General features: G+C 43.4%; 6 protein-coding genes. 2 read left to right on the top strand and 4 right to left on the bottom strand.

Features of this window, described 5'->3' with window-relative positions; translation table 11 throughout:
- The coding region (locus IQ229_RS08460) for a class I SAM-dependent methyltransferase (protein ID WP_194042869.1) at positions 1-793 on the top strand (793 nt) is incomplete at its 5' end.
- Positions 794-801: 8 nt separating this feature from the next.
- On the opposite strand, the gene IQ229_RS08455 is transcribed toward IQ229_RS08460, so the two are convergent.
- Positions 802-1704, bottom strand: a complete 903-nt coding sequence (locus IQ229_RS08455) for a DUF4351 domain-containing protein (RefSeq protein ID WP_194042867.1) — start codon at positions 1702-1704, stop codon at positions 802-804.
- Positions 1705-1842: 138 nt separating this feature from the next.
- The gene (locus tag IQ229_RS08450; protein ID WP_194042865.1) at positions 1843-3138 is read right to left on the bottom strand and encodes a dihydrolipoamide acetyltransferase family protein; all 1296 of its coding nucleotides are present in this window, start codon (positions 3136-3138) and stop codon (positions 1843-1845) included.
- Positions 3139-3619: 481 nt separating this feature from the next.
- Here IQ229_RS08450 and IQ229_RS08445 point away from each other — a divergent pair, with 481 nt between their 5' ends.
- Positions 3620-4117, top strand: coding sequence for a hypothetical protein (locus IQ229_RS08445; RefSeq protein ID WP_409339908.1), 498 nt, complete (start codon positions 3620-3622; stop codon positions 4115-4117).
- 76 nt (positions 4118-4193) lie between these two features.
- On the opposite strand, the gene IQ229_RS08440 is transcribed toward IQ229_RS08445, so the two are convergent.
- Positions 4194-4643 (bottom strand): YlqD family protein, encoded by a 450-nt coding sequence (locus IQ229_RS08440; RefSeq protein WP_069072569.1) that lies wholly within the window; start codon positions 4641-4643, stop codon positions 4194-4196.
- Between the two features lie 42 nt (positions 4644-4685).
- A partial coding sequence (locus tag IQ229_RS08435; RefSeq protein WP_194042861.1) for an AMP-dependent synthetase/ligase occupies positions 4686-6476 on the bottom strand: 1791 nt, incomplete at its 5' end.

The following is a 6476-nucleotide window of genomic DNA, read 5'->3' as shown; positions in this document are numbered from 1 at the left end:
ACACCAGTATAAAAAAAAAGTAATTGAGTTCTTTGATGGCAGAACGAGCTACGACAACGATTATACAATTCACCGCGCTCTGCCTCTATTAGATTTAGTTCAACCGCAAAAGGGAGAAAAAGTATTAGATATGGCAACAGGCACGGGTATCATTGCCATTGCTGTTGCACAAATTGTCGGCTCTGAAGGAAAAGTAACTGGGGTGGATTTTTCTTCAGGGATGCTAGCCCAAGCACAACAGAAAATTGAAGAATTATGCTTGCAAAATATCGAACTTATTGAAGCTGATGCTGAGTATATCAACTTTAATGATGAGAGCTTCGATGTAATTCTTTGCTCTACAGCAATAGTGTATTTTAAAGATATTCCTGCCACTCTACGTAAATGGTATAGTTTCCTCAAACCAGGGGGAATTGTAGGTTTTTCTTGTTGCTCTGAGGAATCTTGTGGAGCGCCACTTATAATCGAAATCTGTGAGAAACATGGCATTTCGCTGACAAGTATCAATGAGCCAACAGGCACTCCCTACAAATGCCATCATCTGCTTACAGAAGCTGGTTTTAAAAATATTGAAGTGAAGACCCAACAAATAGGTTTCTACCACAATCTAGAGCAAGCTAGAGAATGGAATGGAGGATGGTTTCATCCTAGAGAAAACCCCTTGTTACAAGTTTCATCAGAGCAAATGGCAAAATTAAAAGCAGATTATCGTCAAAAAATTGAAGCAGAGGCAACAGAGGAAGGTGCTTGGTATGAAAATCTTACTTTTTTTGTAACTGGTCGGAAAGTTTAAAGCAAACTCTAACTTTCTATTGTATTTAGCCAATTCATCAAATCAGCCTCACTGGCGAAATCTAGTAAGACTTCGCCCAAGTTTTCTAACTGAGCTAGGGACAACTCTTGCAACCGAGATTGTAACTGAGAATTAATCGAACCAAGCCGACGAGTTAATAGACGCATCACTAGCCTCAGTTCTGATTGCCTTCCTTGTTCAAGACCTTGTTCAAGACCTTGTTCAAGACCTTGTTCAATGCCTTGTTCAATGCCTCGTTGTCTCCCTTCTTGCAATCCTTCTTCGAGAATTTCTTGATAAATGGCAGATTCTCTCATATCTTCTCTCCTCAAAAACTGACGAATTAGTTCTGGCTCGAATACCAACCCTGCTAGAAGTTGGGTACATACCGAGATACTCTGCTTGGTGGCTTCTTCTTCAATCATACTCACCTGAACTGCTACCTGTTGAAGTAAGCTTTGAGGAGAATCTGTTCGCGCCAAAGTTGCCAAAGGTAATAAACCAGAAGATAACAATAGAGGTTCTGGATCTTGTTCCCAAATTCGGATGACGCAGTAACGGTGAGTAGTATTGCGGGCAGTAAATTGATCTATAAAGACAGCTTCTGAAGTTGTCGGTTTAAGAAAAATTACTATCTGCTCGATATCACAATTGTATTGTCGATATAGCCGTACCCAATAGTCCAACATCCGCAGTGGTAAGGGTGCAGTGGATGCTGGTAAGGTTTGAAACTCTAAATGCAGTATTTGATTGGCAGTTTGCAAAAAAGTTACAGAATCGGCACGAATTGGCTCTTGATTTAATTCTGTTTTGAGAATTTGGATATCCGTTGCCTCAGATGCAAGTAAGTAGCGGATAAAATCTTCTGGATATTGCTCAACTAGATATTTTAGGGTGTTGTCGTATGTCACTCGTGATAAATAGCTAGGCGTAAATTAATTAAATATTTGTAGTATTGAAGTGTAAGCATTATTTGTTGTTAGCGCTACTCTACGAAAAACTGCTGTTCGCTGATAGCGCTAACATTTAAATTCGGTATTTTTTCAAAACTACATTGTCAAAGATTGAGGATTTGTCTCAATCAATTTTGCTAAATCTTGCAAGAACGCCGCAGCATGAGCACCATAAATAATCCGGTGGTCAGAAGTAATATTAACTTGCATCTGTTGGCGCACGCCAAATAAACCGTCGGGTGTTGCTACCACTTGCGGCCGCGATGCCCCGATCGCTAAAATTGAACCTTGTCCAGGCGGCAAAATCGCATCAAATTTATCTACGCCAAACATCCCCAAATTGGACAGGGTAAAAGTACCACTGTTGTATTCTTGGGGCTGTAGTTGTTTTGTCCTCGCACGTTCTACCAAAGATTTCCAAGTACGCGACAGAGAATATATATCTACTGCGTCTGCATTTTGCAGCACAGGTGTAATCAATCCGCCATCATCCATCGCTACTGCTACGGAAATGTTGATATCAGAATGATAAACAATACCCTGGTCTGAGTAGCTAGCATTTAACAATGGGTGTTTTTGCAATGTCACTGCTACAGCTTTCGCCAGTAGCGCTGTCATTGTCACGCCTTTGGATTTAATTTGTTTATAAAGTTTGTCTAACCCATCAGTGGTAATTGTATAACCGACACGAAAGACGGGCACGGATATGGTGGCTACCATGTTCCGCACTACGGCATTTTGGAAGGTAGTTAAAGGTACAGTTTGGCCAGGAATAGCCGCCGCCACGGGTGCGGGTGCTGGTGTCCGAGGTGCTGGGGGTGCAACTGGGGCGCTGGTTGGTACGGGTGCTGCTGGCGCAACTGGGGTGGGTTGCTTGCCTTTGTTAGACAATGCTTCTACATCTTCGGCGACAATGCGTCCGTGGGGGCCACTACCTTGGAGTGTAGTCAAATCAACTTTGAGTTCTTTGGCTAACTTGCGGGCACGAGGTGAAGCGACAAGCCTTACTTCTTTGTGGTTAGAACCGTTTTGAGACGCTAAGGCAGGTGTGGCGACTGAGGCTGTGACAGCAGCTGGTTTAGGGGAAGAGGTAGGAGTAGCAGCCGCACCGCCAGAATTGGCAAGAGATTTTGCTTGTTCAATTTCAGCTTCCGTTTCGGCGATAAAGGCGATCGCAGATCCTACCGGGGCAGTTTCACCAGCTTCAACTATGATATGGGCAAGAAAGCCTTCATAGAAGGTTTCTACATCCATATCTGCCTTATCTGACTCTACAACCACCACTGTTTCGCCTTTTTCCACTTTGTCCCCTGGCGATTTCACCCAGGAGACGATTTTGCCTTCCGTCATGGTGGAACTCAGCGCCGGCATAAATACTTCGTGAATGCTCATAGGGTGGTTTGGAAATCAATGGTTTATGGACTTTAACAGTTTTTGTCAGATCGAATTGTATCTTGATGGGAGAGTTTTAGACTGTTTATATTTTAGGTTGGGGATTGGGCATTGGGCATTGGGCATGGGGCATTGGGTATGGGGCATTGGGTATTAGCTTTTCACTAATGACTAATGACTAATGACTAACCGATTGACTCTAGGAACCTAAATATAGCTTAGAAGTCTATAATACAGAGCTATCCTCTATGGTTAGCCAATATCTGGATCTTGTTTTAGTCATTGACTTGCAAAAACCACCACGAGTTTCTCAAAGATTAAATGGGATTGCTATTTAATATTTCTCATAACCACTACTTAAGATACAAGAGTTTCTCACAGAAAGAGGATATAGCATGTAGTTCAATCTAGAATTCAAAATTGGTAATAAACCTATTTGAAATTCCTGTTTACTTTTATGTTGGCAAAGCTAAAATTCTTTTTGATTGTAATATTAAGTATCTCTGCCACGGCTGGTGCTGGAGTTTATATTATTCAGCACCAGCAATCTGCACCGATTGTTGAGACTAGTGATGAGCAAACCCAGCAAATGGGAGCAGTACATCAGTCTCAGGAAGTTGCAACATTCTCAGAGCGTTCCGATTATCAAACTATACCTTTAGAAAAACTTAACTCATCTCTCCAAGGCAGTAATCCTACTACCCTCGCCCTGAATGCCTTTGAGGAGATAGCAGTGGGAGGATCGCGAAAGATAGAGGTAGTTTATCCGCAACCAAATCAGGCGTTAGTGACGATTACGCAAATCAAGCGGGGTAATAATTCAGTTGGGACGGTTAAATATCGAGCGGAGATGACAACCTTTGGGCGATCGCTTTTTATTAGCTCACCTCCAGTGTGGCAAATCGTTTGGGCTGGCTCCCAGGTGGAATGTTGGGCTGGGAGCCGCTCTCACACTAAGTTAAATCACATATGTCATTAGTCATTAGTCATTGGTCATTAGTCACAAAATAAATGACAAAGGACAAATGACAACGGACAAATGACAAATGACAAATTTAAATGTCGCCGCGAATTTCTTCTACAACGCCATCGCGCAGAACGATTTCGACTTGCATTTTGCTAATCAGGTTATCACCGGTTTCCACCCGGAAAAAGCCTTCCATTTGGAATTGGTTGACTTCCTGATCTTGCTGGAGAAACTGCACTTGCTGGAGATTTTGCAGCAACTGATTTTTTTGCTCCAAAAATTCACTTTTCTTTTGATTGACTTGGAGTTGGATATTGTCAATTTGTTGGAGGGTCTGGGGGCCAGGTGGTTGCAGACTCTGCTTTTGAATTGCCGCGATCGCTCTTTGTCCTTCTACGTCTAGCTGTTGCAGTTGCTGATCGAGTTGATTGATCTGGGTTTGCAGCTGCTGTTGTACTTCCTCTTTCCAGAGAGGAGTCACAATGACTTTGACGTTAACGACGCGTTTCAGAAGCAAATTAGATTTGGAGACATCCATAAATATTTCACGTTCACTCTTTACAGTTAGCAGGTGGAATGATCAGGCAAACATGCCGTCAATAATATCGCGATAGCGTTCCGTGACGACATGTCGGCGAACTTTTAGTGTTTGGGTCATCAAGCCATTTTCGATGGAAAACGGTTCCAGGATGAGTTTAAACGTTCCGATGCGGTCATCCGGTCGATAGCCTGGACGATTTTGGACTTCCCGATTCAATTCTTGGCGAAATAAATCCTGGATCATTCTACTCTCGAAGTCAATTTTTTGACTATCTGAGGAAGTCACTTGATTGTTGGGCGTATCCAGCGTTAGATTTTGACTTGCTGCCCATTTTTCTAAGGCTTCGACATTGGGGACAATTAAGGCTCCCAGGTTGCGCCGATCTTGACCGACGAGCATAATTTGATCGATGTAGGGCGATCGCAAACACACATCTTCGATCGGCTGTGGCTCGATGTTTTCCCCGTTCGTCAATACAATCGTATCTTTTGCTCTGCCAGTTAGCACTAAGTCGTATTCTGGTGTCAGCCAACCCAAATCGCCGCTATCAAACCAACCTTCAGCATCAATTGCTTTCGCTGTCGCTTCAGGATTTTGGTAATAGCCTTGCATAATCTGCGGGCCCCTCAACAATACTAAGCCTCGCTTCTCTGTTGGTAAAGGCGCTTTTGTTTCAGGATCGACGATTTTAGCTTCTGTAGCCGGGAGTGGTAGCCCTGATGCGCCAATCAAATTCCGCCAAGGACGCCGTACATGGGTGACAGGAGAAGTTTCTGTCAAGCCATAGCCTTGTAAAATCTGCACGCCAATAATTTCAAAGAAATTATCTATGTGTCTGGGAAGCGCACCGCCACCGCTAATCATCTGCTTAACTTGTCCTCCTGTGGCTTCGCGCACTTTGGCATAAACCAGTCGTTCTCCCAAGGCATGGAGGGGTAATAAAGCTGATGCTTGGATCTTAGCTGCTAATCGTTCGACGGCTGAAGCATGAAGATTATTTAAATCCAATCCCTGAGCAACTCGCCGCGCTTTAATATATTTTTCGCTCATGCCCATTAAAAATTTAATTAGGCGTTGCTTTTTGGCTGGTTGTTCGCGGAACTGTTTTTGCACTCCTTCATAAATCGATTCCCACAGGCGAGGTACACCTACCATGTAGTTGGGTTTAAATTGTCTCAAATCCCCTTTCACAGAGCGCAAGTTGGTATAAACTTGCGTGCAACCTTGAGATAGTAGGTAATATTCAACAGTCCGTTCGTAGCTGTGCCACGAAGGTAAGATACTGAGAACCATATCGCCCGGCTTTGGCTGCAATACTGTGCCAAATGTTGTAACTTGGTGCATCAAATTGCTATAAGACAGCATCACACCCTTGGGTTTGCCTGTGGTGCCAGAGGTATAAATTAGAGTTGCTAGAGCATCACGATTTTGCTTAACTGGCACAAAATTATGATTTGCCCCAATTTCGAGCAACTGCGAAAAGTTCAGTACCTTTAGGGTTTGGTCTACAGGTGGTGCTTCATCCGAAAGTAAGATCGCAAACTGAATTGGTAAATCGTTGAGGCGATCTTGCAGTTTTTTAAGTGTCTTTAAATCTTCAACTACTATTGCTGTACTGCCACTATTAGCGATGATAAACAGCAGTTCTTCTTTTTCCGCTTGGGAGCTACGCACCGCATCAACGGCTCCAGCAGTCATTATCCCTTGATCGGCAATAAACCAGCGAGGACTGTTGTCGGAAATTAAGGAAATGCGATCGCCTTCCTTTACTCCCAACGCCTGTAAACCAGCAGCAAATAGTTGCATTTGCTCTGCCAACTGGGTATAAGT

Source organism: Nostoc cf. edaphicum LEGE 07299 (assembly GCF_015207245.1).
Classification (GTDB): Bacteria; Cyanobacteriota; Cyanobacteriia; order Cyanobacteriales; family Nostocaceae; genus Nostoc; species Nostoc edaphicum_B.
The sequence above is the reverse complement of the archived record's forward strand: the minus strand, read 5'-3'. Positions and strand labels throughout refer to the sequence as shown.